General features: G+C 64.6%; 22 protein-coding genes, 1 tRNA gene and 2 pseudogenes. 17 read left to right on the top strand and 8 right to left on the bottom strand.

What is annotated here, in order from left to right:
- Nucleotides 1-97: 97 nt before the first annotated feature.
- The 3 genes from KZ686_RS07030 (at nucleotide 98) to KZ686_RS07020 (ending at nucleotide 3,312) form a co-directional block, all read left to right on the top strand.
- Nucleotides 98-1,027, top strand: a complete 930-nt coding sequence (locus tag KZ686_RS07030) for an aldose epimerase family protein (RefSeq protein WP_265633315.1) — start codon at nucleotides 98-100, stop codon at nucleotides 1,025-1,027.
- Between the two features lie 46 nt (nucleotides 1,028-1,073).
- Nucleotides 1,074-1,148 (top strand) — tRNA-Gly (locus KZ686_RS07025).
- Nucleotides 1,149-1,386: 238 nt separating this feature from the next.
- Entirely contained in the window at nucleotides 1,387-3,312 is a 1,926-nt protein-coding gene (locus KZ686_RS07020) for a tyrosine-type recombinase/integrase (protein WP_226108371.1), read from the top strand.
- 424 nt (nucleotides 3,313-3,736) lie between these two features.
- On the opposite strand, the gene KZ686_RS07015 is transcribed toward KZ686_RS07020, so the two are convergent.
- Both KZ686_RS07015 and KZ686_RS07010 read right to left on the bottom strand, forming a co-directional pair.
- The gene (locus KZ686_RS07015) at nucleotides 3,737-4,051 is read right to left on the bottom strand and encodes a DUF3085 domain-containing protein (RefSeq protein WP_370639570.1); all 315 of its coding nucleotides are present in this window, start codon (nucleotides 4,049-4,051) and stop codon (nucleotides 3,737-3,739) included.
- 116 nt (nucleotides 4,052-4,167) lie between these two features.
- Nucleotides 4,168-4,279: pseudogene (locus KZ686_RS07010) on the bottom strand (IS5/IS1182 family transposase); the annotation flags it as partial.
- Nucleotides 4,280-4,479: 200 nt separating this feature from the next.
- Here KZ686_RS07010 and mads1 point away from each other — a divergent pair.
- The 10 genes from mads1 to KZ686_RS06955 all read left to right on the top strand — a co-directional run bounded on the left by mads1 (nucleotide 4,480) and on the right by KZ686_RS06955 (nucleotide 18,236).
- A complete protein-coding gene (gene mads1, locus KZ686_RS07005) occupies nucleotides 4,480-4,725 on the top strand; it encodes a methylation-associated defense system helix-turn-helix domain-containing protein MAD1 (protein WP_226108375.1) in 246 nt (81 codons plus the stop codon).
- A gap of 102 nt (nucleotides 4,726-4,827) precedes the next feature.
- Nucleotides 4,828-5,397 carry an Hsp20/alpha crystallin family protein gene (locus tag KZ686_RS07000; RefSeq protein ID WP_226108377.1) on the top strand — a complete coding sequence of 190 codons (570 nt, stop codon included), beginning with the start codon at nucleotides 4,828-4,830 and terminating at the stop codon, nucleotides 5,395-5,397.
- Between the two features lie 96 nt (nucleotides 5,398-5,493).
- Nucleotides 5,494-8,346: a heat shock survival AAA family ATPase ClpK gene (gene clpK, locus KZ686_RS06995; RefSeq protein ID WP_226108379.1), complete on the top strand. Its 2,853-nt coding sequence runs from the start codon at nucleotides 5,494-5,496 to the stop codon at nucleotides 8,344-8,346.
- 16 nt (nucleotides 8,347-8,362) lie between these two features.
- Nucleotides 8,363-9,793, top strand: a complete 1,431-nt coding sequence (cls, locus tag KZ686_RS06990; RefSeq protein WP_226108381.1) for a cardiolipin synthase — start codon at nucleotides 8,363-8,365, stop codon at nucleotides 9,791-9,793.
- Between the two features lie 27 nt (nucleotides 9,794-9,820).
- Nucleotides 9,821-11,704, top strand: coding sequence for an ATP-dependent zinc metalloprotease FtsH (gene ftsH, locus KZ686_RS06985; RefSeq protein ID WP_265633314.1), 1,884 nt, complete (start codon nucleotides 9,821-9,823; stop codon nucleotides 11,702-11,704).
- Nucleotides 11,701-14,304, top strand: a complete 2,604-nt coding sequence (locus KZ686_RS06975; RefSeq protein WP_322784915.1) for an EAL domain-containing protein — start codon at nucleotides 11,701-11,703, stop codon at nucleotides 14,302-14,304. The genes ftsH and KZ686_RS06975 overlap by 4 nt, the downstream gene beginning before the upstream one ends.
- A gap of 183 nt (nucleotides 14,305-14,487) precedes the next feature.
- A complete protein-coding gene (locus tag KZ686_RS06970; protein ID WP_226108384.1) occupies nucleotides 14,488-14,988 on the top strand; it encodes a phosphate-starvation-inducible PsiE family protein in 501 nt (166 codons plus the stop codon).
- Nucleotides 14,966-15,919 carry a zinc metalloprotease HtpX gene (locus KZ686_RS06965; RefSeq protein WP_226108385.1) on the top strand — a complete coding sequence of 318 codons (954 nt, stop codon included), beginning with the start codon at nucleotides 14,966-14,968 and terminating at the stop codon, nucleotides 15,917-15,919. The genes KZ686_RS06970 and KZ686_RS06965 overlap by 23 nt, the downstream gene beginning before the upstream one ends.
- 24 nt (nucleotides 15,920-15,943) lie before the next feature.
- Nucleotides 15,944-17,095 carry a S1C family serine protease gene (locus tag KZ686_RS06960; protein ID WP_226108386.1) on the top strand — a complete coding sequence of 384 codons (1,152 nt, stop codon included), beginning with the start codon at nucleotides 15,944-15,946 and terminating at the stop codon, nucleotides 17,093-17,095.
- Between the two features lie 232 nt (nucleotides 17,096-17,327).
- Nucleotides 17,328-18,236, top strand: coding sequence for a LysR family transcriptional regulator (locus KZ686_RS06955; protein WP_265633313.1), 909 nt, complete (start codon nucleotides 17,328-17,330; stop codon nucleotides 18,234-18,236).
- Between the two features lie 203 nt (nucleotides 18,237-18,439).
- On the opposite strand, the gene KZ686_RS06950 is transcribed toward KZ686_RS06955, so the two are convergent.
- The 3 genes from KZ686_RS06950 to KZ686_RS06940 form a co-directional block, all read right to left on the bottom strand.
- Nucleotides 18,440-18,919 carry a hypothetical protein gene (locus KZ686_RS06950; RefSeq protein WP_265633312.1) on the bottom strand — a complete coding sequence of 160 codons (480 nt, stop codon included), beginning with the start codon at nucleotides 18,917-18,919 and terminating at the stop codon, nucleotides 18,440-18,442.
- Nucleotides 18,916-19,578: a helix-turn-helix domain-containing protein gene (locus KZ686_RS06945; RefSeq protein WP_265633311.1), complete on the bottom strand. Its 663-nt coding sequence runs from the start codon at nucleotides 19,576-19,578 to the stop codon at nucleotides 18,916-18,918. The genes KZ686_RS06950 and KZ686_RS06945 overlap by 4 nt, the downstream gene beginning before the upstream one ends.
- A 309-nt stretch (nucleotides 19,579-19,887) precedes the next feature.
- Nucleotides 19,888-20,820 (bottom strand): LysR family transcriptional regulator, encoded by a 933-nt coding sequence (locus tag KZ686_RS06940; protein WP_265633430.1) that lies wholly within the window; start codon nucleotides 20,818-20,820, stop codon nucleotides 19,888-19,890.
- Nucleotides 20,821-20,953: 133 nt separating this feature from the next.
- Here KZ686_RS06940 and KZ686_RS06935 point away from each other — a divergent pair, with 133 nt between their 5' ends.
- Together KZ686_RS06935 and trmB are read left to right on the top strand one after the other, a co-directional pair.
- Nucleotides 20,954-21,442: a (R)-mandelonitrile lyase gene (locus KZ686_RS06935; RefSeq protein WP_265633310.1), complete on the top strand. Its 489-nt coding sequence runs from the start codon at nucleotides 20,954-20,956 to the stop codon at nucleotides 21,440-21,442.
- A 225-nt stretch (nucleotides 21,443-21,667) separates the two neighbouring features.
- Nucleotides 21,668-22,435 carry a tRNA (guanosine(46)-N7)-methyltransferase TrmB gene (gene trmB, locus KZ686_RS06930; protein ID WP_149317764.1) on the top strand — a complete coding sequence of 256 codons (768 nt, stop codon included), beginning with the start codon at nucleotides 21,668-21,670 and terminating at the stop codon, nucleotides 22,433-22,435.
- A gap of 43 nt (nucleotides 22,436-22,478) precedes the next feature.
- Here the strand turns inward: trmB and KZ686_RS06925 are convergent, their stop codons facing one another.
- From KZ686_RS06925 to KZ686_RS06915, 3 genes are all read right to left on the bottom strand, one after another.
- A complete protein-coding gene (locus KZ686_RS06925; protein ID WP_150084329.1) occupies nucleotides 22,479-23,360 on the bottom strand; it encodes an undecaprenyl-diphosphate phosphatase in 882 nt (293 codons plus the stop codon).
- 185 nt (nucleotides 23,361-23,545) lie between these two features.
- Nucleotides 23,546-24,115, bottom strand: a complete 570-nt coding sequence (locus tag KZ686_RS06920; RefSeq protein ID WP_265633309.1) for a DUF1439 domain-containing protein — start codon at nucleotides 24,113-24,115, stop codon at nucleotides 23,546-23,548.
- Between the two features lie 20 nt (nucleotides 24,116-24,135).
- Nucleotides 24,136-24,426 carry a YkgJ family cysteine cluster protein gene (locus KZ686_RS06915; protein WP_149317761.1) on the bottom strand — a complete coding sequence of 97 codons (291 nt, stop codon included), beginning with the start codon at nucleotides 24,424-24,426 and terminating at the stop codon, nucleotides 24,136-24,138.
- A 122-nt stretch (nucleotides 24,427-24,548) separates the two neighbouring features.
- Here KZ686_RS06915 and KZ686_RS06910 point away from each other — a divergent pair.
- Together KZ686_RS06910 and KZ686_RS06905 are read left to right on the top strand one after the other, a co-directional pair.
- A pseudogene (locus KZ686_RS06910) lies at nucleotides 24,549-25,415 on the top strand (TetR/AcrR family transcriptional regulator); the annotation flags it as partial.
- A gap of 202 nt (nucleotides 25,416-25,617) precedes the next feature.
- On the top strand, nucleotides 25,618-26,733 hold the full coding sequence (locus KZ686_RS06905; protein ID WP_265633429.1) for an efflux RND transporter periplasmic adaptor subunit: 1,116 nt from the start codon (nucleotides 25,618-25,620) through the stop codon (nucleotides 26,731-26,733).
- Nucleotides 26,734-26,737 lie beyond the last annotated feature (4 nt).

Here is a 26,737-nt window from a genome sequence, read left to right as displayed (position 1 = left end):
CCCGCCGCGCCGCGCCTGCAGCGCCGAGCCCTTTCGTGGCCGTGCCCTGCCGTGCCGGTATCATGCGCCATCGCCCCGCCCGTTTTATCGCACGACCATGCCCAGCACTCCGAGGTTTCGCTACCAGGACCAGGACCTGATCCGCATCGGCCACGAGCACAACGCCCTGCTGCTCGCGCCTTGGGCCGGCGGCCGCCTGGTGCGCTGGATCCATCGCGGCACCGACATCCTGTACTGGCCCGACGACGCCGACTGGTCGCGCCCGGCGAAGATCCGTGGCGGCAATCCGCTGCTGTTTCCCTTTATCGGCCGCCATTTCGTCGACGGCCAACCGGGCCAATGGCGCGATCGCAACGGCGTGGTCCGTGCCATGCCGCAGCACGGCTTCGCGCGCGACCTGCCGTTCGAGATCGCAGCGTGCGATCCGGCGCGTTCGATCACGATGGCGTTGACCGATTCGGACGCGACCCGCGACGCCTATCCGTTTTCGTTCCGCTTTGAAGCGAGCTACCGGCTGCTGGAAGACGGACTCGAGGTCGCGCTGGTAGCGCGCAATACCGGCACCGAGCCGCTGCCCGTCTATGCGGGACACCACTTCTATTTCGCCGTGCCGCACGCCCTGCGAGGCCGGTGCCGATTGGCGATGCCGCCGGCCGAACGGTTGCGCCAGCGCGCCGACGGCAGCCTGACCGCGACCGAGCCCGGCGAAGGGGTCTACGCGCTCGACGACCCGCGCTTGCAGGACACCTTCCACCGCTTGCATGCGCCCGTTGCCGGAACGTGCGAGCTGGCGATTCCATCGGGCGAGGGCAGCGGCACGGGCCGCACGATCCGCATCGATCTCGAGGCCAACCGTGGGGCCGTCCCCTGGGAGGCCGTCACGACCTGGAGCGAACGCGAGGATTCGGACTTCTATTGCGTCGAGCCGTGGCTGGCCCTGCCCGATGCGATTCATCGGCCAGGAGAAACGCGATGGGTCGCGCCTGGCGACAGCACCGAAGCCGTTTGCCGGCTGCTTCCGACCTAGCCGCCTTGCGCGCGCAGCCGGATCGCGCATAAAATGGCCGCCTCACGCGGGCGTCGTATAATGGCTATTACCTTAGCTTCCCAAGCTAAAGACGTGGGTTCGATTCCCATCGCCCGCTCCACTTCGACTTTCCAGGGCGTTCCAAGGACGTCCATGGAGTGTTGCAAGTCATTGTCACTATTCGACTTTTTCAGAATCTTCGATCCAGTGACGTCCAGCGAAATCCACTGACAGCCGGTCCAAACTGGTACAAAAAGTGGCCCAAACAATGCGCGAGCTTCCCTTGCCGCATTGTTGCTGGAGGAGCCGGGACCCGACGGGAAACATGGCACTCAACTCGCTTTCAAGGAGTTGGGATCATGCTTTCGGACCTCATGGCACGGCAGGCCAAGTGCACCGGCAAGCCATACGCGCTGGCCGACTTCGACGGCCTCTATCTCTACGTTTCCGCCATCGGCACCAAGGCCTGGCACTTCCGCTATTCGTGGTTTGGCAAGCGCGAGCGCATCACCCTCGGTAACTACCCGGCGCTTTCCCTGAAGGACGCCCGCGCGCTGCGCGATGAAGCCCGCTCGCTGCTCGCCAAGGGCGTCAATCCCCACAGCGAACGCAAGCGCAAGCGGCACGCGATCGTCCTGGCCGGCGAGCACACCTTCATGGCCGTCTACGAGCAATGGCTGGCCCATCGCCGTCTCTCGCTGGAGGAAGGACGGCAGACCAGCCTGGAGCAGATCGGGCGCGTCTTCAAGAAGGACGTGTTCCCGTCGCTGCGGCACCTGACCATCTACGAGATCACCCGCGCGCACCTGCTGGACATCATCGGCAAGGTGGAAAAGCGCGGCTCGCTGTCGGTGGCCGAGAAGCTGCGGACCTGGTTCACCCAGTTGTTCACCTACGCCACGGTGGCGATTCCCAACATGGGCGAGAACCCGTCCAGGGACCTGGAAGTGGTCGCACTGCCCTTGCCGCCGGTCGAACACAACCCGTTCCTGCGCATGCACGAGTTGCCGGTCATGCTGCAGACGCTGCGCAAGTACCGCGGTCGCCTGAACACGCAATTGGGCTTGCGGCTGCTGATGCTCACCGGTGTGCGCACTGGCGAGTTGCGCTTCGCCACGCCCGATCAGCTCGATCTCGACCGGGGCCTGTGGATCATCCCCGTAGCCAGGCTCAAACAGCGCAAGCTGCTCACCAGGAAGAAGCGCAAGCGCCTGATCGACATCCCACCCTACATCGTGCCGCTGTCGGTGCAGGCGCAGGAGATCGTTCGCCACCTGCTCGACAACTTCAAGCCGGCCCAGGTTTATCTCATCCCCGGCGACTGGTGTCTGAAGAACCCGATCAGCGAGAACACGCTCAACGCCGCGCTCAAGCGCATGGGCTACGAGGACCAACTCACGGGGCATGGCATCCGGGCAACGATCTCGACGGCGCTGAACGAACTCGGCTACCCGAAGAAGTGGGTGGACGCCCAGCTCTCGCATGCCGATCCAGACAGGATCAGCGCGACCTACAACCATGCCGAATACGTCGAGCAGCGCCGCGTCATGATGCAGGACTGGGCCGATCGCCTGGACCTGTTCGAGCAGAACCAGGTCGAGGTTGCCAGCCGGCATCTGACCATCACGCTTCAGGGCCTGCCGACCATCGCCGGCCAGGCGGCCGTGCAGCCTCCGGTGGTCGACCTCACTGCGCCGCAACTGATCGTGACCGCGCCAACGCCCGACCAACTTGAAGCGCCGGCATCGGTGCAGCGGCTGTCGGCCGTGCGCATGCCCGAGTACGCACGGCCGCGCCTGTCGGAGGCGCAGCGCGAACGCCTGCAAGTGCTGGAGACCTTCGAGGCACCACACAACCTCTCGGTGGCGGACTACGCCAAGCTCGCGGGCAAGTCGCGCCGCTGGATCACCTACGAGATCCAGGCCGGCAACCTGCTGTCGATCCACATGGGGCATCGCGGGCAGCGGGTGCCGGACTGGCAACTCGATCCGCTCAAGCGCAGGCTGGTCCAGTCCGTCCTGAAGCAACTGCCACGGGGCATCGACACCTGGGACATCTACCACGCACTCCTGCGCTCGTACGAGGCGCTCGGGACACGGCCGGCCATCGAAGCCGTCAACCCAACGAACCTGCACCTTGCCGCGCGGCTGGTGGCCGCACAGTGCACGCAGGCGAGCGAGCCAGTCGTGACGACCGAGTTCCCTGAGCCGGTCCGGCAAAGCGTGCAGCGGCTGGTGCGCGAAGCCGTCGCTGCCGATGCCGCCGAAGCGACGGCCGGAGATTGATCAAGCCAGGGTCGCGCCGAGGTTCGGTCAGGCGCTTGCCTGGCAGATCGAAGTAGGACTTTTCGGTGGAAGTGGTCATGGTGAATCTCCTGAAGAAAAAAGAGGCGGAGACACACCCGACCCAAGGCGGGGAAGGTGTGAACCCCCCGCGTGGGTTGATGGAACAGCTTGGTGGCATCGCCATCGAGAACCGATGGCCGTTCGCGCATGGATGCCGGTGCGAACTGGAGTGATCAACGCGGTCGGAACCGCGTCGCAGCCTTGAAGATCGTGGCTGCCTGGGCATGTCGCTGACGGACGTCAGCGGAACATGGCCGGAAGCGTGGCGCCAGGGCAGCGCGCAGGCGAGCGGCAATCGGCACTCGCGGCTGTCCGCATTGCCGGGAAGAAAGAGGCCCCCGGAGCGGGGGCCAGGGATGGGCAGTCAGTTGCCGCTGGGCGTGGAAGGAACCGCCTGCAGCGACAGGTGTGTCGCGGTGGTGGACACGTCGAGGTCGTCCTCGCTGTGCAGGATGCGCGCAAACACGCTCTCCTGCGGATCGAAGAACTCGCCGAAGTCGTCGCCACCGAACGCGGCGCGCGCCAGCTCCCACCAGTCATCGAACGCATCGACATCCGGGTTGCAGCCGGCGGCATAGGCGATGGTCTTCAGACGACCATCGGGTCGGCGCTCGCCGCGCTCGGCCAGGAAGTACACGCCCTGATCCTTGACCAGGATGATGCGGCATTGGTTGACCACGGCCTCGGCAGGTACGGGCCGCAGGTCGGTACCTTTGAATCACACAGACATGGGTGTGATCTCCAGAGAGGCAGGAAGAGAGGCTTCCCGCCGCGAGGGCGGGAAGCCGCTGGGAGCATGCGGTACAGCATGCCTTCCACGGTCATTCGTAGATCAGTAGATGGCCTTGTGCAGCAGAATTTCCCGCAGCTTCGACCAGTGCTCGTCACTGAGCAGTAATCGGGGCATTGCAAGCTCGTATTGGTGTTGTGTGAGAGCTACAACGACACGCGATTGCTCTTATATATCAATGGCTTAGATCGAAACGGCAACAGACCCTAGGCAAAAACGGCGGGCGCCATTGACATAGATCAATGTTACGTGCTATTCCCCTCGAAATTTGCAAGAAAGCGCGCACCATTGCAAATGGTTGCAAGAATCGGCAATTGATGAACAAGGCCAAAGAGTTGCGTGGTGGAACCATGAAAGCTGGTCCGGATGAAATCTTCACGCTCGACGAGCTGGCGGCGTACTTGAAGGTTGGCAAGCGCACGCTATACCGACTGGCCGCGCAAGAGGATATCCCGGCGTTCAAAGTGGGTGGGACATGGCGGTTTCGGCGAAGCGACATCGATCGCTGGATTGAAGATCGATCGCCAACCGAGGCACGGAAAGGAGGTGATGCGCGAAGGTGAACAGCTTGACTCCGACACGTACGCCGTATGGCCTGTGTGCCTTGGCCTGGATCAGCAGGCAAACGGATTGAGAGATTCCCTGACTATTTCTGGAGGTGTGACATGAGTTTCGATCTGAAAAAATTGGCTCCCTGGAACTGGTTCAAGAACGAACAGGAAGAGCAACAGGCGGCGGCCTCGCTGCCTGTGCAGCGCAATGACCAGCCTGTGGCAGGCGGTGCAGTCAGTCCGATCCTGCAATTGCATCGCGAGATCGACCGCCTCTTTGATGACGCATTTCGCGGGTTTGGTGTTCCGGCTTTGGCCATGCCGCGTTGGCCGGCAGAGTGGCCAGGCATGCTGAAGCCGGCCGTGGACATCCAGGAAACCGATACGCAGTACAGGATTGCTGTGGAAGTTCCAGGTGTCGAGGAGAAGGACATTCAGATCACGCTCGACAACGACGTGCTGGTGGTGCGCGGTGAAAAGCGGCAGGAGCAGGAGAAGAAGGAGGGTGGCTTCCATCGGATCGAGCGGTCCTACGGCAGTTTTCAGCGTGCGCTGAACCTGCCCGGCGATGCCAATCAGGACTCCATCAAGGCCAATTTCAAGAACGGTGTGCTCACCATCACGATCGACAAGCGCGAGGCCAGTGCACCGAAGCAGGGGCGCTCCATTCCCATCAACAGCTGAAATCGACTGCCGCTTGCGTACTTGATGAATCAACTCGCAGACGAGGTGCCATGACACGCGGCACCTCGTCGTCCCAATCACTCCAGGAGTGCCAGCATGGCCAGAAAACAATGCCAAGTCTGCGGCCAGCCCGCCACCGTGCGGGTAGAAGCCAATCTGAATGGTCGCCACAGCACCATGCTGCTGTGCGACGACCACTACCGCCAGCTGGTACGCCAGCAAAAGCGTACCGTTTCCCCGCTGGAAGCCTTGTTCGGCTCGCGCAGCGGGCTGTTCGAGGATTTCCTGGGCAGCGACTTCTTCCGCCTCGGTGACGACTCGGCGCCGGTGACAGCCGATGCCGACGATGAAGTGGTCGATGCCTCGTTCGGCGAACCGGCGTCCGCAGGGGCCGGAGCACCGCGCCGTCGCGGTGGCGGGCTGGCCAGCCGCATCAGCGAACAATCAGAGACCCTGCTGCAGGAGGCCGCCAAGCACGCCGCCGAGTTTGGCCGTCCCGAGGTGGATACCGAACACCTGCTGCTGTCGCTGACTGACAGTGACGTGGTCAAGACCATTCTGGGTCAGTTCAAGATCAAGGTCGACGACCTCAAGCGCCAGATCGAATCCGAGGCCAAGCGGGGCGACAAGCCCTTCGAGGGCGAAATCGGTGTGTCGCCGCGCGTCAAGGACGCACTCAGCCGCGCCTTCGTGGCCTCCAACGAACTTGGTCATTCCTATGTCGGCCCCGAGCATTTTCTGGTGGGACTGGCCGAAGAAGGCGAAGGGTTGGCGGCCAACCTGCTGCGCCGCTATGGCCTCACGCCGCAGGCGCTGCGCCAGCAGGTCAACAAGGTGGTCGGCAAGGGCGCCGAGGACGGCCGCGCCGAGACGCCCACCAACACCCCCGAGCTCGACAAGTACTCCCGCGACCTGACGAAGATGGCGCGTGACGGCAAGCTGGACCCGGTCATCGGCCGGGCCCAGGAGATCGAGACCACGATCGAGGTGCTGGCGCGGCGCAAGAAGAACAACCCGGTGCTGATCGGCGAGCCCGGCGTGGGCAAGACCGCCATCGTCGAGGGGCTGGCACAGCGCATGGTGGCCGGCGAGGTGCCCGAGACGTTGCGCGACAAGCGCCTGGTGGAGCTGAACATCAATGCGATGGTCGCGGGTGCCAAGTACCGGGGCGAGTTCGAGGAGCGCGTGCAGAAGGTGCTCAAGGAGATCTCCGAGCACCAGGGTGAGCTGATCCTGTTCATCGACGAGGTGCACACCATCGTCGGTGCGGGTCAGGGGGGCGGCGAAGGCGGCCTGGACGTGGCCAACGTGTTCAAGCCCATGATGGCGCGTGGCGAGCTGAACCTGATCGGCGCCACCACGCTCAACGAATACCAGAAATACATCGAGAAGGACGCCGCGCTGGAGCGCCGCTTCCAGCCGGTGACGGTGCCGGAGCCGACCGTTGCGCAGGCCATCATGATCCTGCGCGGCCTGCGCGACACCTTCGAGGCGCACCACAAGGTCAGCATCTCGGAGGAAGCGATCATCGCCGCCGCCGAGCTCTCCGACCGTTACATCACCGCGCGCTTCTTGCCGGACAAGGCCATCGACCTGCTTGATCAGGCCGCCGCCCGGGTGAAGCTGTCTGCGACGGCACGTCCGATCGCCGTGCAGGAGCTGGAGGCGGAACTGCACCAGCTGCGCCGTGAGCAGGACTACGTGGCAGCCCGCAAGCAATACGACAAGGCGGCAGAGATCGGCAAGCGGATCGAAGCCAAGGAGGCCGAGCTCAAGAAGCGCGTCGAGGAATGGGAGCGCGAGCGCGCCTCGGGCAGCGCCGAGGTCAAGGCCGAGCACGTGGCCCAGATCGTCTCGCGCCTGACCGGCATTCCGGTGAACGAGCTGACGGTGGAGGAGCGCGAGAAGCTGCTGCACCTGGAGCAGCGTCTGCACGAGCGCCTGGTCGGGCAGGACGAAGCGGTGCGCGCCGTCGCCGATGCGGTGCGGCTGTCGCGCGCCGGCCTGCGCGAGGGCAGCAAGCCGGTAGCCACGTTCCTGTTCCTCGGGCCCACCGGCGTCGGCAAGACTGAGCTGGCCAAGGCCCTGGCCGAAGCCATCTACGGCGACGAGGGCGCACTGTTGCGCATCGACATGTCGGAGTATGGCGAACGCCACACCGTGGCGAGACTGGTGGGCGCGCCCCCGGGCTACGTCGGCTACGACGAGGGCGGTCAGCTGACCGAGAAAGTGCGTCGCAAGCCCTACAGCGTGCTGCTGCTCGACGAGATCGAGAAGGCCCACCCCGACGTCTACAACATCCTGCTGCAGGTATTCGACGACGGCCGCCTGACCGACGGCAAGGGGCGCGTGGTGGACTTCACCAACACCATCATCATCGCCACGTCCAACCTGGGCTCGGACATCATCCAGCGGCGCCTGAAGGCGCGCGGTGCGGCTGGCGAGGAGTACGAGAAGACAAAAAACGAGGTCATGGACGTGCTGCGCGGGCACTTCCGGCCCGAGTTCCTCAACCGGATCGAAGAAATCATCGTCTTCCATGCCCTGGGCAAGGAGGAGATCCGTCACATCGTCGGGCTGCAACTCGATCGCGTGGCGCGTAACGCGGCCAGCCAGGGCGTGACGCTGACCTTCGACCAGACCTTGATCGACCACTTTGCCGAAGAAGGCTACAAGCCCGAGTTCGGCGCCCGTGCGCTCAAGCGCGTGATCCGCAGCGAGCTGGAAACGGCGCTGGCGCGCGAGATGCTGGGCGGCGGCATCGGCAAGGGCGATCACGTCGTCGCCCGCTGGGACGACAAGGCGGATCGGGTCGGCTTCGAGCGCACGGAGCCGCCCAAGAGCGAGGTCGAGGCCGACAAGCCGGCCGAAGCCAAGTCAACCGATGCGCCGAAGAGCGACGACGGCAAGGGTTCCCGGAAGAAGAAACCGGCGAGCGATCCATCCTGATGCATCGGGGGCTGTCATGTCTGCTTCCCATGGCCTGGCATCGGCAGCCACCCTGGTCTCACTCGCGGCGGCGCTCGCCGCTGCGGGGCACGCGGTCGTCTACAAGCGTGACCCGCGATCGGCCGCGCTTTGGGTGCTGCTGATCGCCCTGCTACCGCTTGGCGGTTCGCTGCTGTACCTGTTGTTCGGTATCAACCGCTATCAGCGGCGGGCGCGGAGGCTGTACCCGGGCGCTGGTCGCGCATCGCCGACCACAGACTGTATGGAGGTCCCCGCCACGCTGCCCTCGGCGTTCGCCGGCCTAGCGCATCTGGTGGGGCGAGCCACCGGTCAGCCGCTGACCGGTGGCAATCGCATCGAGCCACTGGTCGATGGCGAGCAGGCCTACCCGGCCATGCTCGCCGCGATCGACTCGGCCCGTCACAGCGTTGCCCTGACATCCTACATCTTCGATGGCCAGGGCATCGGTACGCAGTTTGTCGAAGCCCTGCAGCGTGCCCATGCGCGCGGCGTGCAGGTGCGGGTGCTGATCGACGATGTCTCCGCACGATGGGTACGCCAGAGCGCCTATCGACGGCTGAAGCGCAGCGGATTAATGGTGGCGCCGTTCAATCCGACGCTGATCCCCGCACGGCTGCATGCCGCGCACCTGCGCAATCACCGCAAGCTGCTGGTGGTCGACGGCGAAACAGGCTTTACCGGCGGCATGAACATCTTCAGCCCCTACTGGCGGCCGGATGCGCCCGAGCAGGCCTGCCATGACTTGCATTTCCGCCTGCAGGGCCCGGTCGTCGCCGATCTCAAGCGTTGCTTCACCGAGGATTGGTGTGACACCTCGGACGAGCGGCTCGACGAGCGCTTCTGGGGTGGGCGGCCTGCGCCGGCTGCCGAGCTGGGTACAAGCTGGGCCAGAGGCATTGAGGCCGGCCCTGACGAAACCCTGGACCGGATGCGTTGGACATTCATGGGGGCCTTGAGTGCGGCACGGCAGTCGGTTCGCATCTGGACGCCCTACTTCGTGCCCGATCAACCGATGATCGCCGCGCTGAGCACGGCCGCCTTGCGCGGCGTACGGATCGAGGTGCTCACGCCTGCCAACGGCGATCACCCGTCCGTGCAATGGGCGGCCCGCGCCCATTACTGGCAGGTGATGGAGCATGGCGTACGGATCTTCGAGCGGCCCGGCCCCTTCGACCACACCAAGCTGATGCTGGTCGATGGCGCCTGGTGCTGCCTGGGGTCGGCCAACTGGGACGCACGCAGCCTGCGGCTCAACTTCGAGTTCAACGTCGAGGTCTACGACGCTGCTCTGTGTGACCGTCTCGAAGCACTTTTCGATACCACACGCGACGCGTCGGCCCTTGTCACACCCACGGCCGTGCGCATGCGTCCGCTTGCCGTAAAGGTGCGCGACGGTGTCGCCCGCCTGTTCACACCGGTTCTATAGAGAAACGACTTTCGGAGAACAACGCTGATGGAAAAGAAAGATCAATGGAACGTCGGCTACTGGATCGTTGCCGGCCTGATGCTGCTGATGCTCCAGAACTACTGGCAAGCGGCGCAGACCGTCGAGCCGGTGCCGTACAGCGAATTCGAGAAGGCGCTGGCCGAGGGCCGTGTTGCCGAAGTCCTGGTATCGGACCGTACCGTCACCGGGCGCCTTAAATCACCGGACGCCCGTGGCAAGACCACCATCGTTGCGACCCGCGTCGAACCTGATCTGGCGGAGCGCCTGTCCAAATACGAGGTTCCTTATGCACGGGTGGTGGAAAGCACCTGGCTGCGCGATCTGCTGTCATGGATTCTGCCGGCAGTGGCATTCTTTGGCGTCTGGTTTTTCCTCTTCCGCCGCTTTGCCGAGAAGCAGGGCATGGGCGGTTTCCTGAGCATTGGCAAGAGCCGCGCCAAAGTGTTCATGGAGAAAAACACGGGCGTGACCTTCGCGGATGTGGCGGGCGTGGACGAGGCCAAGGCTGAACTCGTCGAGATCGTCGATTTCCTGAAGAACCCGCAGGACTATGGCCGCCTCGGTGCGCACATCCCCAAAGGCGTGCTGTTGGTGGGCCCGCCGGGCACGGGCAAGACCTTGCTGGCCAAGGCGGTGGCCGGCGAAGCCGGGGTGCCGTTCTTTTCCATCTCCGGCTCGGAGTTCGTCGAGATGTTCGTCGGCGTGGGGGCCGCGCGCGTGCGCGACTTGTTCGAGCAGGCCCGCACCCAGGCGCCCGCCATTATCTTCATCGACGAACTCGACGCTCTCGGCCGCGCGCGCGGTGCGGGTGGGCCGATCGGCGGCCACGACGAGCGCGAGCAGACGCTCAACCAGTTGCTCACCGAGATGGATGGCTTCGACAGTTCGGTGGGACTCATCATCTTGGCTGCCACCAATCGCCCGGAAATTCTCGACCAGGCGCTGCTGCGCGCCGGCCGTTTCGATCGCCAGGTGCTGGTGGACCGGCCCGACAAGAAAGGGCGTCTCGACATCCTGAAGGTCCATGTCAAGAAGGTCACCCTCGCGCGCGATGTGGACCTGGAGCAGGTCGCGGCGCTGACCACCGGCTTTTCCGGCGCCGACCTGGCCAATCTGGTGAATGAGGCGGCGCTGGCCGCGACACGGCGCCGCGCGCAGGCGGTGGAATTGCAGGACTTCACCGCCGCCATCGAACGCATTGTGGCCGGGCTCGAAAAGAAGAGCCGCGTGCTCAGCACGAAGGAGCGGGAAACCGTGGCCTACCACGAAATGGGCCATGCGCTGGTGGCACTGGCCCTGCCGGGGACCGATCCCGTGCACAAGGTGTCGATCGTTCCGCGTGGCATCGGCGCGCTCGGCTACACGCTGCAACGCCCAACCGAAGACCGTTTCCTGATGACACGGGCCGACCTGCAGCACAAGATCGCCGTGCTGCTGGGCGGGCGCGCCGCCGAGAAACTGGTGTTCGGCGAACTGTCCACGGGCGCGGCAGACGATCTCGCGCGGGCCACCGACATCGCCCGCGACATGATTACGCGCTTCGGCATGGATGAGGGCTTGGGGTACGTCGCTTTTGAGGCACAGAGGCCGCGTTTTCTTGATGCGCCTGAACTGGTACAGGGTGGCTGCCGGGTAGCCGAATCGACTCAGGCACGCATCGACCAAGCCATCCGTGACATCGTGATGGGTGTGTTTGATCGTGCATACCGAATTCTCGAAATTAACCGAGAAGTGCTGGAGCGGTGCGCGCGCGAACTGCTCGCACGGGAAACGCTGGATGAACACAGCATCCGACAACTGACGCAAGGGCTACTGCTCGAATCCCCATGTCACAGCGGCCCAACTGCCGGAGCCATTACTTCCTCTGTGTCCCAAAGAGCCACCTCATGAGTGACAGCCTTCATATCGTCTGCCCACACTGCCAATCCATCAATCGCGTTCCAGCCAACAAACTGGCTGAGCAGCCCAATTGCGGGCGGTGCCAGTACCCGCTGTTCGCCGGAGAACCCATCGAGCTGACCACAGCGACGGTAGAGGACATCACCGATCTCAAGAGGGTCGAGCAGGCGCTGAACTCTATGCGCCTACAGCGAGAAGAGTTGGCCAGCCACGTTCCCGGTATGCTTTACCAATACCGTCTTCGTCCGGACGGCAGCTCGCACTTCCCTTATGCCAGCGCGAAGATACGGGAAATATACGGGGTTGCACCGGAGGATGTTGTCGAAGATGCCACTCCTGTGTTCGCGGCGCTCCATCCTGAAGACCGCAACCGTGTGCATGAAACCATACAGGCGTCGGGGAGGTCACTCGCGCTTTGGCATGACGAGTACCGGGTGCAGTTTCCAGACGGTCGGGTGATCTGGGTCGAAGGCGAGGCGTCGCCTGAAGCCATGCCTGATGGGAGCATCCTCTGGCACGGCTATATCCATGATGTCACCTCACGCAGAAGATCCGCGGAAGAGCTTCGCCTTGCGGCTAAAGTTTTTGCGCACGCAGGAGAGGGCATCCTCGTTACCGACGCTCAGGCCCACATTGTCAACGTCAACCGGGCGTTTACCGTGATCACTGGTTATGCGCGGGAGGAAGTATTGGGCCAGACACCCCGTCTGCTCCAGTCCGATCGCTATGACGATGAGTTCTATCAGACCGTTTGGCAGGCTCTGCGTGAGCACGACTACTGGCACGGAGAGCTCTGGTGCCGACGCAAGAACGGCAGCCAGTTTGCCGCGCTGCTGACGATCAGTGCAGTCCCGGATATGCAGGGCCATATCGAGCATTACGCAGCCATGTTCTCCGACATCACAGCGCTGAAGGAGAACCAGCAACAGCTTGAACGCGTTGCTCATTACGACCTGCTCACCGGCTTGCCCAACCGACTATTGCTTGGAGACCGCCTTAAGCAGGCCATTCGTCAGACACGTCGGCGTGGCATGCACCTGGCGGTTGTCTTCATCGATCCGGATGGATTCAAGAAGGTCAACGACCAGCACGGCCACGCAGTCGGCGACAAATTGCTGTCCGTCCTGTCCAGGCGTATGACGCAAGTGTTGCGCGAAGGCGATACCTTGGCCCGTCTTGGTGGTGATGAGTTTGTCGCTGTTCTGGTCGACCTGCCGGATATTTCCATCAGCGTACCGATTCTTGATCGCCTGATCGAGGTAGCTGCGCAGCCCGTACCGATTGGTGACGCACTGTGCGAGGTGAGCGCGAGTATCGGTGTGAGCTACTACCCGCAAGTCGAAGACATCGACGCCGACCAACTACTGCGGCAGGCAGATCAGGCCATGCATTTCGCCAAGCAAGCTGGCAAGAATCGGTATCACGTTTTCGATACGGAGAAGGATCGTACGCTGCGCACCCGTCACGAAGGATTGGACAGCATAAAGAATGCACTTGCCAATGGGCAGTTTCTGCTTTACTTCCAACCTAAGGTCAACATGCGCACCGGTGAGGTGCTGGGCGCCGAAGCCTTGATCCGCTGGCAACATCCGGCGCGTGGCTTGTTATCTCCTGCCTCCTTCATACCCCTCATTGAGAATCATCCGCTCGGGATTGACGTGGGGAAATGGACCATCGAGGCTGCGCTGACCCAGATCGAAATTTGGCGCAAGGCCGGCCTACATGTCCCGATCAGCGTGAATATCGGTGCCGAGCACTTGCTGCAACCGGACTTCATCATGCATCTACGGGGTATGTTGTCACGACATCCCGGCGCCCAGCCGCAAGACCTTGAACTGGAAATCCTCGAAACCAGCGCCGTGGAGGACTTCGTTCAAGTGTCTCAGTTGATGGCGCTGTGCGAGAGGATGGGATTGCGTTTTGCCATCGACGATTTCGGCAGCGGCTATTCATCGCTGACCTATCTGAAGCGCCTGCCCGCGTACCTGCTCAAGATCGACCAAGGTTTTATACGCGACATGCTCGAGGATCCGGACGATATCGCCATCCTGGATGCGCTACTGGCACTGGCAAGGTCGTTTGGCAGGAACTGCATCGCGGAGGGAGTCGAATCCATTAAGCATGGTGAAATTCTGCTGCGTCTGGGATGCGAGTGGGGCCAGGGTTATGCCATCGGGCATCCGATGCCGGTGCATGAATTCGAGCAATGGCTACACACCTGGCAGGTACCCGTATCCTGGATGGGTTTCAAACCTGACAGTCGCGCCGCGCTGCCCGTGCCGTTCACATACGCCGACCACCGGGTCTGGATTTCCCAGATGATCGACTATCTGTCAGGCAAGACCCAAGTGCCTCCTCAATCCGAAACACTCCAATACTGGCGGGATCAAAGTGGTCGCCCTACGTTCTTCGGCAAGGATCCCAATGATCAGGTCGATGTCCTGCATCAGAGCATCCAGCAGTTGGCTCACACCCTGAGTGAAATGAAAAATGCCGGCCGTGTCGAGGCATTGAGGGCTGGCATCGACAGGTTGCAACATTTGCAGGCGGATCTGCTGGGATTGCTGCCGCCAGACCAGAAGCCGGATTGATGCCATGCATGGGACAAAGGGTTGACGTGCAAGAGGCTGATCCACCCATCGGCGGCGCCACGGGCGCGCAGGACATTATGCGCTGGGTGGCTTCGCAATTGCCTCGGCAATCCAGGTGTAATCGAGTCGTCTTCTCGGACTCCCCGTTCCATTAACGTTTCATTGAAAGAGAGAGCAACGCTTATGCATAAAGAATCTGGCCACACGGCCCTTGACGAGATGCGCTCCCAGTGGCGGTTGATGACGGTTTACGAGCGCTTCGAGCAGGTCGTCGCCCTCGTTCTGTCGGCGGTGATTGCCGTCATCATCGTGGTGTCGCTTCTCCAGCTCATCTCTATAGTCTTCACACTGCTGATCCTCGATGCCTTCAATCCCATGGACCACAAGGTATTCCAGAGCGTGTTTGGCATGATCATGACGCTCTTGATCGCGATGGAGTTCAAGCATTCCATCGTGCGCGTGGCGCTGCGTCGGGACAGCATCATCCAGGTCAAGACCGTGATCGTCATCGGCCTGATCGCGCTGGCACGCAAGTTCGTGGTCCTCGACCCCGACACGAGTCCCGCCAAAATCGCCGCGCTGGCAGGCGCCACGCTGGCGCTTAGTATCACTTACTGGCTGCTGCGCGATCGCGACAACCGCGCAGCCGAGACATCTGGGCATGAACCGTCATCATCCCAGTGACCTGCGTGCTGCGTTGTTGCAACATCGCCGGCTCAACCGCCTGCAGACGGGGTTGCTGGTCCTGACCCTGGTCGGGATTGCGACCGCTGCGGGGAGCCTGTTGTTCGGCGAAGGCGGCTTTTGGCTCGCGCTGTTTGCCGTTGCTGGCGCGCTGCTGCTGGAGCCGACAGCCGCGTCGGCGCTGACCTTGCGCCTGTACCGCGCGCGGGCCCTGCACCCGCACGAAGCGCCCAAGATTTGGGCCATGTTGCGCGAACTGTCCGCCCGTGCCGGTTTGTCCGCCACGCCGGTGCCGCACTACGTGCCCAGTGCCGTCGTCAACGCCTTCGCTATCGGCTCGAAGCAGCATGCATCGATCGCCCTCACCGATGGCCTGCTGCGCAACCTGAGTCCGCGCGAACTGGCGGGTGTGCTCGCGCACATCGCTAATGAGGATCTGCGTGTCATGGGGATGGCGGATTCCGTCAGTCGCCTCACGAGCCTGCTGGCGATGGTCGGACAGATCGCTATTGTGTTCAGCTTGCCCGCACTGCTGGCCGGCGCGGTGGCGGTCAACTGGCCTGGACTGCTTCTGCTGGCCGCCTCGCCCCAGCTGGCCCTGCTCGCACAGCTCGGTTTGTCTCGCGTGCGTGAGTTCGACGCCGACCGCCTCGCGGCGGAACTGACCGGCGACCCGCAAGGGCTGGCGTCCGCACTGGCGAAGATCGAGCGGGTCAGCCGCTCCTGGCGTGCCTGGCTGTGGCCGGGATGGGGCAATCCCGAGCCTTCCTGGTTGCGCACGCATCCGGCAACGCAAGATCGCATCTCACGCCTGCTGACGTTGGCGCCTGGACCAGCAACAGCCTTGCCGTTTCACGCGCCCCATTTCTTGCCGGAATCCGCTGTGACGCCGCGCCCGCCGCGCTGGCGCCCGAGCGGGCTATGGCGCTGATTGCCTATCAACAGGAGACTTCTCATGGCCTACCCTAACCCGTATCCACGCCCCGCACCGGATCCCTTCATCCGGCGGTGGCTCTTCATCACCGCCTGCATTGCTGCGCTCATGCTGCTGTGGCAGTTCCTGCCCGCCATCGAGGCATGGTTCAGTCCGCGCGAGGCGGCAGAGCGCACCGTGACGGCGCGCGGCGACTTGGCGGCGGACGAAAAGGCCACCATCGAACTGTTCGAAAAATCACGCGCCTCGGTGGTCTACATAACCACCGCGCAGCTGGTGCGCGACGTCTGGACGCGCAATGTCTTCTCCGTGCCCCGTGGCACGGGATCGGGCTTCATTTGGGACGACGCCGGCCATGTCGTCACCAACTTCCACGTCATCCAGGGCGCGTCCGAAGCCACCGTCAAGCTTGCCGACGGCCGCGACTACCAGGCCGCGCTGGTGGGGGCGAGCCCAGCGCACGACATCGCCGTACTCAAGATCGGCGTCGGCTTCAAACGCCCGCCTACTGTGCCTGTCGGCACCAGCACCGACCTCAAGGTGGGACAGAAGGTGTTTGCTATCGGCAACCCCTTTGGCCTGGACTGGACGCTCACCACCGGCATCGTCTCCGCGCTCGACCGCTCGTTACCGGGAGAAGCGGGCGGCCCGACAATTGATCACCTGGTCCAGACCGACGCCGCCATTAACCCCGGCAACTCGGGCGGCCCCCTGCTCGATTCGGCCGGGCGGCTTATCGGCATCAACACGGCGATCTACAGTCCCTCCGGCGCCTCGGCCGGGATCGGTTTTGCCGTGCCGGTGGACACCGTCATGCGGGTAGTGCCGCAACTCATCAAGTCCGGCAAATACATCCGCCCGGCGCTTGGCATCGAGGTGGACGAACAGCTCAATCAGCGCCTGCTTGCACTGACCGGAAGCAAGGGCGTGTTCGTGCTGCGTGTCACCCCCGGCTCTGCAGCGCACAAAGCCGGGCTCGCGGGTGTCGAAGTCACGCCGCAAGGCATCGTGCCGGGCGACCGCATCATCGATGTTGATGGCAAGGCGACGGACGATGTGGCCAAGCTGCTCGCGCGGCTAGACGACAGGAAGGTCGGCGATGTGGTGGTCTTGTCAGTGGAACGGGCCGGCAAATCGCGCGAGGTGCGTGTGGAGCTGCAACCCGGGAATTGATTGAACTGAACCTGTGGATCAGGCGGTAGTGCAGCGTCGCGGCGATTGAGGTTCTCAGGTCTTCGGCCAGGTAGCGTTCCGCCTCAACCTCCGTAATTTTCGGATGCGATCTGCCTATCCGAATAGGCAAGCATGCAACGCCGGAACCTCTTGCCAATCATCGAAGGAGAAAGCGAGGCGCAATCCGCATGAGGTGGACGCAGGCCAGGAACGAGGCAAACAGGAGGCCGCATTGGAACTCAGACTACTGCGCTATTTCGTTGCGGTCGCGGAAGAACTGCATTTCGCGCGAGCGGCCGAGCGCCTTGGCGTAGAACAATCGCCTGTGTCGCGCGCAATGCGCAATCTCGAAGCCACGCTCGGCGTGCAGTTGTTCGACCGCAGCGCGCACCAGACGCGACTGACCTGGGCCGGTCAAGTGTTCCTCGGTGAGTGCCGGCGTGTGCTGGCCACCGTGGAGCAGGCGGTGAGTGCCGCAAAGGCGGCGGCGCAGGGCTATCAGGGTTATCTGCGCATCGCCATCTGCGCCAGCTTGGCGCAGCCCCACATTGCCACCTTGCTGGCGCGCAGCCGCGAGGAAGAGCCCGAACTGGAGATTCGCGTCTTCGAGCTGCCTTTCGCGCAGCAGCTCAAGGGCCTGCACAACGATCTGCTGGACATCGGCTTTGCGCTGTCGGACGCGGTGAGCGAAGGCCTTGTCGCCGAGCCCGTGTGGACCGATCCTCTGTCGGTGATCGTGCCCGTGCGCCACCCCTTGTTGGCGCACGCGGAAGTGCCATTGGATGAAGCCTTGAAGTTTCCGTTGGTACTGTGCCATCCGGACGCGGGATCGGGCTGCCACCACCAGATCCAGGCGGTGCTTCAAGGTGCGTCCGAGCCGCTCAAGCTGGTAGATCAGGTGACGAGCCTAGGCGTGATGCTGACTCTGGTCGGTGCCGGTTATGGCCTAGGTTTCGCCATTGCCTCGCAGTTGCAGACCCTGAACCGCCCCGACATAACCGTTCGCCCCTTGGCCGGCACGCCGCCCATGCTGTCCACCTACCTGCTGCGCCGCAGCGCCGAACCCTCTGAGCCCATGAAGCGGTTTCTGCAGCGCGCCCGCGAGGAGTTCCTGCCAAAGGGAGATGAACCGGCCTCGTGACGTTGAGCGCTCGGGTACATTGGCTACTGCTGGCTGTCCATGGCTCGCACTGGACTTGCTCGGAGCGCACGTGTCGCGGGTTTTTAGATCTGTCCGGTTTTGTAGCACATGAATTGTCCGCTTTTTTGCCGGGTGGCGGGGAGCGGCGGAGGGCGTAGCCCGGAGCCGGTTCCCGCCACCCGGCGGCGCGCCTGGCGGACGGTTCAGGCGGCCTGTTTCAGCTCCTTGGCGATCAGCTTGCCGTCGGGGGAATACGCGGCGAGCTTGCGCGGCCCGTGAAACACCGCCAGATTGCGATCGGCATAACGATGCACCCGTACTCTCGCCTTGACGTAGTTGCACCGGTGCCGGTCGGCGGGAATCTGCAATGACAGGTTGTCCAGGCGCACGCAGTTATCGTTGCCTACGGTGCGCTCGATCTGCTCGCATAGAATGTCCTGCAGATTGGCGCCGATCCAGGGTACGAATGCGCTGCCTTCCTCGCGGGCCGGCACGGCAAACTCGGCATTGAACGCCGGCAGATAGACCTCAGCCAGGTAGCGGTTGGCCTGCGCCATGTCGGTGATGCCCGCCAAGGCCAACTCCTTGGGCAGCCGGTCCTGATGGGTGGCGAAGGCGCGCTCGGAGCGTCCCCGCGCCTCGGGCGAATAGGCCGCAATCATCTCGATGCCCAATTGCTTCATCGCCCGCCCGAACTGCGTGGGGTGATCTTTGTCGACCTTGCCGCCCGCCTCGGGGTGGTCCAATAATGACTGCCCCGGTCACTGTAGAACGAGCAGAACAGCCCCCGGGCGCCGATGACCTCGCCCACCCCGCGAAAGCTGCTTGCCGTGCCTTCCTCCTCGACGAAGAACATCGAGTAGTGCTCGTTGGTCGCATCATCCATCGTCACGATCAGATCCCACAGGTGCCCGGCCACCCATTCATGCCGGCTGCCGTCCTGATGGATCATCATGCCCGCCAGCGGCATGCGTTCGCGCTTCTTGCGGTGCGCGCCTTTACGCTTGCCCACCTCGACCAGCCCCGCCTCCTGCAGGCGCTTTTTGACCCAGCTGTAGCTGCGCGTGCCGCCCTCGCGCCGGTACCAGGCGTGAAAGTGCCGAACGTTCCAGCCACGATGGCGGCTGCGGTACCGATCGGTCAGCGCCACCACTTCATCCACCGGAGCGCGCCGGTTCGACACCTGCTCCAGGCGCCGATCAATCAAGCCATCCAACCCCTCGGATTCGAATCGCACCAGGTAGCGGCGGAAACTGCGCTCGCACATCCCCAGCAGCCGGGCCGCCTCCGCTTGCGTCAGCCGGCCAGCGTTCCATCCCTCATAAGCCTCTCCAAACCTCATCTTCCGGATCTCCTGTAGCAGCTCCGTCGGCCTCATCAGTCACCTCCCTGAGGCAACTATGACGACCGGACAGATCGCGTGCTACAAATCCGGACAACTCAAGAACTCGCGACACTTGCTCGGAGCGCACGTTGACCAAGCGTGGTTTTTCAGTCCATAATTATGTCCATCTCGGTTCGCCGAGTGCGGAAAACTCGTTATCAATCAACGAGTTGGGAACACGATGATGTTCCCATCGCCCGCTCCACCCTCCCCTGCAGTCCATCCCCTGGTCCGATCCGAAAGCGCTGTCCGTAAGCATGCGAACGGTCAAGGCCGCGCTCGTCTTGCGCTACGGTCCGCGGGCGGCTTCCCCGAATAACGCAGCGTCTCGATCAGCAAGGTCATCGCCCGCGACGAATGCCGGCGGCTCGGGTAGTAGAGATGGTAGCCAGGAAAAACCGGGCACCAGTCCTCGAGCAATGGCACCAGGTCGCCCCGCTCGACGTGGGGCAGGATCATGTTTTCCGGAACGAAGGCCAGTCCCATGCCGGCCAGGGCGGCGGTCACCATCTGGTCGCTGTCGTTGGCCACGAATTGCCCATCCACGCGGATATTCAGTTCGCGCTTGCCCTTCCTGAACTCCCACGCGTACAGCCCGCCGTAGGTCGGCAAATACAGATTGATGCAGCGATGCCCGGCCAGCTCCTGCGGCGTCCTGGGGTGTGGCTTGCCGGCAAGGTAGGCGGGCGAGCCGACGACGGCGAAGCGCACGTCGGGACCGATGCGCACCGCGACCATGTCTTGCGCGACCAGGTCGCCCAATCGCACGCCCATGTCATAGCGGTCGGCGGCGATGTCCGACAGCCCGTTATCGAGGATCAGTTCGACGCGGACATCGGGATACGTCCGCATGAAATCACCCAGACGCGGCCACAGCACCGAATTGGCGGCGTGCTCGGTGGCGGTGATGCGAATGGTCCCGCGCGGCTGGTCGCGCAATTCCGCGATGGCGCCCAGCTCGGCCTCGACCTCCTCGAGGCGAGGCGCCACGGTCGCCAGCAGGCGCTCGCCGGCCTCGGTGGCCGAGACGCTGCGCGTCGTGCGCGTCAGCAAACGGACGCCGAGCCGCGTCTCCAGACCGCGGACCGCCTGGCTCAAGGCGGACTGCGATACGCCCAGTTGCGCCGCCGCACGGGTAAAGCTGCGCGCCCGCGCGACGGCGATAAAGGCGGCGAGATCGTCGAAGGTCGTGCGCGGCATTGATAAGCCCTCCTTATAACCGCGTGCGAATCTAGCATCTTTTTCGGTCAACGGCAGGCGCGTAAAGTCGGCGCGGACGGTGGCGGACGCCTGAGCGGTGGCGCCCGTCGATCAATGACCGAGGAGCATCGCAATGAAGAGATCCCTGACACGAACGGCCCTGTGCGCCGCCGCGCTTCAGGCCGCGGTCGCCGGCGCGTCCGAGCCGAAGGCGGCGGACGGGCAGCGCATCACCCGCGTCGGCAGCCAGGCCTCGGCCGCCGGTCCGGCCGAGTACTTCACGGGGCGCGCGCGTATCGACCCGCTATGGCCAGCCGGCGACGACATCCATGCCTCCGGCGCAATGGTGACCTTCGAGCCCGGCGCGCGCTCGGCCTGGCACACGCATCCGGCCGGGCAGCGCCTGGTGGTGGTCTCGGGTGTCGGGCTGACGCAGGAGTGGGGCAAGCCGGTGCAGGGGATCCGGCCCGGCGACGTGGTCTGGTGCCCGCCCGGGGTCAAGCACTGGCACGGCGCGTCCCCGACGACCGCGATGACGCATCTTGCGGTCAGCGGCACCAGGGACGGCAAGAACGTCGAGTGGATGGAGAAGGTCAGCGATGCGCAATACCAGGACCGCTAAGGGATTGGGCGTTGCCTGCCTGGAAGCGCCCACATCGTCACAACTAATGGCGACCCGCGGCGCGGCTCCGTATGGGGAGGCACTGCGCTAGAATACGCGCTTGCCGCTGGCCGCCCGGCTCCACCAGGCACCGGCCACTGGCCCACGGAACCCATCATTCTCTGGCCGCCCCTCCGACACCGGGTCATTCCGAACGGTGAATCGCCCGGCGGCCTTTTTGTTGCCATGTTTCCCGACGATCCCATTCCGACCGAGGCCACCGTGCCCGACGACGAGCCGGCCGGCACGGCTGGCGATCCCGCCGCCAACGTCGCCCATCCCCGCCGCATCCGTTCCTTCGTGCGCCGTGCGGGACGGACCTCGACCGGCCAGCAGCGCGCCATCGACGAGCTCGGGCCCCGCTTCGTGCTGCCCTACACCGGCCAGCCGCTGGACTGGCAGGCCGCGTTCGGGCGCGCGGCGCCTTCGATCCTGGAGATCGGCTTCGGCATGGGAGAGACGACCGCGCATATCGCGCAGCTGCGGCCGCAGGACAACTTCCTGGGCTGCGAGGTGCACGAGCCCGGCGTAGGCGCGTTGCTGAAGCTGATCGGCGAACGGGGCATCGACAATATCCGCATCCTGCAGCACGACGCGGTCGAAGTGGTCGCCCACATGCTGACCGAGGAAAGCCTGGATGGGGTGCATATCTTCTTCCCCGATCCCTGGCACAAGAAGCGCCACAACAAGCGCCGGCTGGTGCAGCCGCCTCTGGTCAAGCTGCTGGCGAGCCGGCTCAAGCCCGGCGGCTATCTGCACTGTGCGACCGACTGGGAGGAATACGCGCACCAGATGGTCGAGGTGCTGTCGGGCGAGCCGACGCTGGCCAATACCTCGGAGGCGCCCGGCGGCTTCGCGCAGCGGCCGGACTACCGGCCGGTGACCAAGTTCGAGCGGCGCGGGCTGCGGCTCGGGCACGGCGTGTGGGACGTGGTGTTCCGCAAGCGGGGATGAGATTGCACTCCCCTCCCTCGCAAGCGGAGAGAGGAGAGAATCTTCAACCGTGCCAGGCCACGATGCCCAGCTGCGCCGTCGCCAGCACCAGCACCCCGAACACGATCCGATACCAGGCGAACGGCTTGAAGTCGTGCGTCGCCACGAATCGCAGCAGCCAGCGCACGCACAGGAAGGCCGACAGGAAGGCGAACACGAAGCCGACCGCGAACACGCCGATGTCGTCGGCCGACAGCAGGTTGCGCGCCTTGTACAGTTCGTAGACGCTGGCGCCGAAGATCACCGGGATCGCCAGAAAGAACGAGAATTCGGTCGCCACCTGGCGCGACAGGCCGAACAGCATGCCGCCGATGATGGTGGCGCCCGAGCGCGAAGTGCCCGGCACCAGCGCGAAACACTGCGCGATGCCGACCTTCAGCGCGTCGCGCCAGTTCATGTCGTCGACCGATTCGATGCGCGGAGCGCTCGCCTTGGCCGCTTCCAGCAGCGCATTGCCCTGCGGATGCGAGACCTGCCCGCGCCGGCTCTCGCGCCATTCGGCCAGCAGGATCACCAGCCCGCCGACGATAAATGCGGTCGCCACGGTGATCGGGTTGAACAGATAGGCCTTGATCCAGGGGCCGAGCAGGAAGGCGAGCACGATCGCCGGCACCGTGGCGATGATCACGTTCATCGCGAAACGCTGCGCGCGCGGCTCGGTGGCGAGCCCGCCGACCACGTCGACGATGCGCCGGCGGAATTCCCAGCAGACGGCCAGGATCGCGCCGAACTGGATCACGATCTCGAAGATCTTGCCCTTCTCGTCGTTGAAGTTCAGCAACTCGCCAGCCAGGATCAGGTGTCCGGTGCTGGAGATCGGGAGAAACTCGGTCAGTCCTTCGACGATGCCGAGGATCAGGGCTTTGAGGGCGATGGCAATATCCATGCGATGGCGGACGATTGGAGCGATTCAGGGACAAGGCGCTCGCCGGCCGGCGCATTGGCGCAGCCACACGAGCACGCGTAATTGGCAAATTGCGTTGATACCGGGGGACGACCCTGGGCGGCACGACCATGCCGCCCCGCGATGGCCGGGCGAACGCCGGCCTCGCCATGGATTGTTCTGCGCTGCTACGGACGATTGATCTTGACGTTGATGCCGTCCGGCAGCACGGTGATTGTACCGGGCTCGACACGCGTGCCCCCGAACTTGAGCTCGTCGGGCTTGAACGTGTAGAGCGGATAGTCCTGCAGCAACTGCTCGGCCAGAATGCCGCCGAGCGCGTTCAACTGGCGCGAGTACTGCTGCGGCAGACCGGCCACGTCGAACTGCTTGACCTCGGGGTCCTGCAGCACCAGCGAACGGGTCGACGGGTCGTAGCGCAGCGCGCTGTCCAGCGCGAACCGTCCCTTCATCGCCTCGCGGAAGAACAGCCGGTTGTCCAGTGTGGCGTCGAACGTGATGCTGACGCGATTGCGCTGCGGATCGAGCAGCAGCTGCGGGTTGGCCAGCTGGATGTCGAACAGCATGTAGCGCTGGCTGAACGGGAACTTGCGCTCGAGCGCCGCCTGCAGCTGGCTCTGCGAAAAGGTGTATTCATTGCCCACCCAGCCGCAGCCGGCCAGCCAGGCCGTCACGGACACGGTGAGTGCGGCGGTGCCGCAGGCCGCCAGCCAGCGCCGGCGAGAAATCGTGGCCATCCACAGGTCTCCAGATTCGGTCAGGCGCCGCGGGCCGATGCCGGCGCGGTCGCGACCTCAAGTTGCGTCAGCCAGTGCAGCGCCGCCTCGCGCGATTCGCCGCACATCTCGGCCGACGGCCGCAGGCCGCCGCAGAAGGCGGGCCGCTCGGGGCGGCCGAACACCGCGCAGCGCATGTCGGGCAGCAACTGCGCGCACGGCACGCCGGCCGGCTTGCCGTGCGGCATGCCCGGCAGCGGCGAGGCGATCGACGGCGCGATACAGCAAGCGCCGCAACCGGCACGGCAGGAAACGTCAGACTGGCAGGACATCGCAATGGTTCAGAACGGCTTTGGCGCCATTGTGCACCACCGCACCGCCATGGCCTGTGTTCCCGCCCACATCCGGGCGGCGCGCTTGACCGCTCCGGAGGCGCACACTACATTACTGACCCATCGGTTATTTATTTCGCCGCCCGTCCTGGCCCGGCGCTCCCCCTGCAGTGAATCCACCCCAAGTCCCACGCCTCGATGCCCGCGTTGGCGCCAACGAAGGTGCGAACGACGGTGCCAACGACGGCGCCCCCGAAGCGCGACGCTGGTCGCGCCGCAAGTCCGCCCGCCCGCAGGAGCTGGTGGCGGCCGCGCTCGACCTCTTCGTCGAGCGCGGCTACGCGGCCACGCGGCTGGAGGACGTCGCCGCGGCGGCCGGCGTGTCGAAGGGCACGGTCTATCTGTACTTCGCCAACAAGAAGGAACTGTTCAAGACCGTGGTGCGCGAGAACCTGGTGCCGGCGCTGGTGCGCGGCACCGATCTGGTCGACAGCTACGAGGGTTCGACCCCTGAGCTGCTGCGCGAACTGCTGCGCGGCTGGTGGGGCCTGATCGGCGCGACGCCGGTGGCGGGCCTGACCAAGCTGATCATGGCCGAATCGGCCAACTTCCCCGATATCGCGCGCTTCTACCACGAGGAAGTGATGGTGCCCGGCGACGAGCTGTTCGCGCGCGTGCTGGCGCGCGGCGTCGCACGGGGCGAGTTCCGCGCGCTGCCGGCCAATCCGACCACCACGCTGATCTGCGCCCCGCTGGTCTTCCTGATGCTGTGGCAGCGTGCGTTCCGCATCGGCTCGGACGTCGACATCGACCCCGAGGCGTTTCTCGACAACCTGCTTCAGGTGCTGCTGTTCGGCCTGACCGCCGGGGCCGCGCGCGATACCCCGCTGCCGCCGCAGGCCGGCCCCTACGTCTGGGAACAGATCCGCGACGAGATGCAGCAGCAGGCCCGCTTGCAGGGCGACGCGCCCGCCGACGGCACGACGCCCATCACGGTACATGGCGCCGGACGTACCGCCGGTCACAGCACCGTACGCAGCAAAGTCAGCACCAAAGCCGGCACCAAAGCCAGCGCCAAGGTACGCACCCACCCCCGGCCCACCGCACGCGCAAATGGCCGCCCTGCCCCGGCGGCCACTCCCGAACCGAAACCGAAGCGCCGCCGCACCGGCCGCGCCCCTGACGATGAAGATCTCGCGTAACAAGCTGCTGCTCGTGGTGCTGGGCCTGGCCGTACTGGCCGGCGCCGGCGCGATGGTGCGCAAGGCCAGCGGCAGCAAGCAGCCCGCCACAGTGGCCGCTGCCCCGGCGGCCAACGTCATCGAGCTGCTGCAGACCGATGTGGTCGCCGCCGCGGCGCACGACCTGCGCGTGACCCTGCCCTTGTCCGGCAGCCTGCGCGCGCTGAACCAGGCCGCCGTCAAGGCCAAGGTTTCGGGCGAGGTGCGCGACGTGCTGGTGCGCGAGGGCGAACCGGTGCGCGCCGGCCAGGTGATCGTGCGCATCGATCCGACCGAATACCAGGCCAAGGTCACGCAGGCCCGCGGGCAGATGCTGGCGCAGCGCGGCCAGTACGAGAACGCGCGCCAGACCTGGGAGCGCAATCGCGACCTGGTGGGCCGCGGCTTCATCTCGAAGACCGCCTTCGACAAGTTCCAGTCCGAGCTCGACGTGGCCAAGGCCAACCTCGATGCGGCCGAGGGCGGGCTTGCGGTCGCGCAGAAGGCGCTGGCCGACACCGTGGTCAAGTCGCCGCTGGACGGCATGGTCGCTGTGCGCTCGGTGCAGCCCGGCGAGAAGGTTTCACCCGACACCGCGCTGCTGGAGGTGGTGGACCTGCGCATCCTCGAGCTGGAGGCGCCGGTGCCGATGGCCGATGTCGGCCGCGTGGCGATCGGCCAGCCGGTACAGCTCGACGTCGAGGGCGCGGGCCAGTTCGAGGGCAAGCTGGTGCGGATCAATCCGGCCGTCACGCAGGGCACGCGCAGCATCATGGTCTATGTCCGCGTCGACAACCCCGAGCACCGGCTGCGCGCCGGCATGTTCGCGCAAGGCGGACTGGTGCTGGGACAGCGCGCCGGCGTGGTGTCGGTGCCGATCACCGCGGTGCGCACCGAGGGCGAGCGCGCCTTCGTCTATGTGATCGAGAACGGCGTGCTGGCCGAGCGTCCGGTGGAACTGGGCATTCGCGACGACAGCACCGGGCTGGTCGAGATCGCCGGCGGCCTGGCGAGCGGCGCACAGGTCGTGCGCAGCAATCTCGGCACCTTGCGGGTCGGCAGTCAGGTTCGCCTGATCAAGGCCTGAACGA

Source organism: Cupriavidus cauae (assembly GCF_026210475.1).
Taxonomy (GTDB): domain Bacteria; phylum Pseudomonadota; class Gammaproteobacteria; order Burkholderiales; family Burkholderiaceae; genus Cupriavidus; species Cupriavidus cauae.
This window is presented reverse-complemented; position numbering and strand designations above follow the sequence as displayed.